At 65.3% G+C, this 1,906-nt stretch carries 2 protein-coding genes; both read left to right on the forward strand.

Annotated elements, in window-relative coordinates; all coding sequences use genetic code 11:
- The first annotated feature begins 593 nt into the window (after window positions 1–593).
- A complete protein-coding gene (gene rocF / locus ABYB95_RS22630; RefSeq protein ID WP_372662326.1) occupies window positions 594–1,523 on the forward strand; it encodes an arginase in 930 nt (309 codons plus the stop codon).
- A gap of 4 nt (window positions 1,524–1,527) precedes the next feature.
- Window positions 1,528–1,906: LysE family translocator (locus ABYB95_RS22635; protein WP_372662329.1), on the forward strand; the 379-nt coding region annotated here is incomplete at its 3' end.

Here is a 1,906-nt window from a genome sequence, read left to right on the forward strand (position 1 = left end):
CCGGGGCTGGTGCCGGGGCACCAGCCACCGTTTCTGTTGCGCCGCCACCCCCCCAACCTGTGAGCACGGCAGCGAACAGCAAGGCCAAGGTATGGCGAGACGCTGGCAGCGCCTGAGACCGGCCGGAAAAAGTGGAGGGCATGGTGGATGGATTCACTGGGAATATCCCCTGATAGATATGGAACAACAAAGCAAGAACCTGGGCCGCAGCGCTACAAGCCGGAACGGGGTCGTCGGCGCGGAACAGGTCTGCCCGCCAACGACCACACCGGGGTAGAGGGGCCGGTTCATGGGAAAGAAAACAGTATCTCGTCCGGCTGGTGCGCAAATCAAGCGCGACCCGTTGCAGAGGTAACGGCGTATCACCGATGAGTGGTGCCCGTGCGAGACCGAGCGGCTACAAACCGGCCAAACAACGGGTTTTCGGCCCGCCAAAGGCGGGCACCGACAAACCATTTGATACAAAACAGCGGGTGGTTTTCGTGTGAAAGCCGCCACAACGCGCCCGGCTCGTCCGTTCGAATCCAACCCAGATCGGACGCCCCTGCCGCCCCAGACACGCCGTTGCAGCCCCGCCGGTCCACAATAGCGGCATGCAAAACCACATCAGCCTGATTGGCGTGCCGACCGACATCGGCGCAGGTTCGCGCGGCGCGTCCATGGGCCCGGAGGCGCTCCGGGTCGCGGGCATTGCAGCGGTACTGGAGAGCCATGGACTCCAGGTCAGCGACAAGGGCAATCTGATCGGCCCCGCCAACCCCTGGCTGCCCCCGGTGGACGGCTACCGCCACTTGGCTGAAGTGGTGGCCTGGAACCAGACCTTGCACGAAGCCGTGCTGGCCGAGCTGTCACAAGGGCAGTTGCCGATCGTGCTCGGTGGCGACCACTGTCTGGGCGTCGGCTCCATCAGCGCGGTGTCGCGCCATTGCCGGGAAAACGGCAAAAAGCTGCGGGTGTTGTGGCTGGACGCACACGCCGATTTCAACACCGCGTCGCTCACGCCCAGCGGCAACATCCACGGCATGCCGGTGGCGGCGCTGTGTGGCCGGGGCCCGGCCGCACTCACGTCGATAGGCGGGCACACGCCGGCCATCGATTCGGCCGTGGTGCGCCAGATCGGCATCCGCAGCGTGGACGCGGGCGAAAAGCGCCTGGTGCACGAAGCCGGCCTGGAGGTGTTCGACATGCGCTACATCGACGAAATGGGCATGCGCCACACCATGGAAACCGCGCTGGCGGGCCTGGACGACAACACCCACCTGCACGTGAGTTTTGACGTGGATTTTCTCGACCCCGAAATCGCGCCCGGCGTGGGCACCACTGTGCCCGGAGGCCCCACCTACCGCGAAGCGCAGCTGTGCATGGAAATGATCGCCGACACCGGCTTGCTCGCTTCGCTGGATGTGATGGAACTCAACCCGGCGCTGGACGTGCGCAACCGCACCGCGCAGGTGGCAGTGGATTTGATCGAAAGCCTGTTCGGTAAATCCACACTGATGCGCAAGACCACCCCCCGCGCCTGAACCCATGACCGGCCTGGGCTCGCATGCCTTGTTCGCCTATGCGCTGATCGCCTGGCTGGCTGCGGCCACCCCGGGCCCCGCCGTGCTGCTGGCGCTGCGCAACGGCGCCACGCGCGGCTTTCGGGCTGGTCTGCTCTCGACCCTGGGCAACCAGATCGGCCTGGTGCTGCTGGCCAGCGCGTCCATTCTGGGGCTGGGCGTGATCCTGCACACCCTGCCCTGGCTCTTCACCCTGGTGAAATGGATAGGCGCTGCTTATCTGGTGTACCTGGGCTGGCGCATGCTGCGCGCACGAAATGGGCTAGGAGCCTGCGCGGCAGAAGGCGTCGAAAGCGAAAATCGCCCCCAGCGAGGACAGTTTTTGCCGGATGTGCAGCCCCATA

The sequence above is a fragment of the Hydrogenophaga sp. genome (genome assembly GCF_041633695.1).
In the GTDB taxonomy this organism is placed as follows: domain Bacteria; phylum Pseudomonadota; class Gammaproteobacteria; order Burkholderiales; family Burkholderiaceae_C; genus Hydrogenophaga.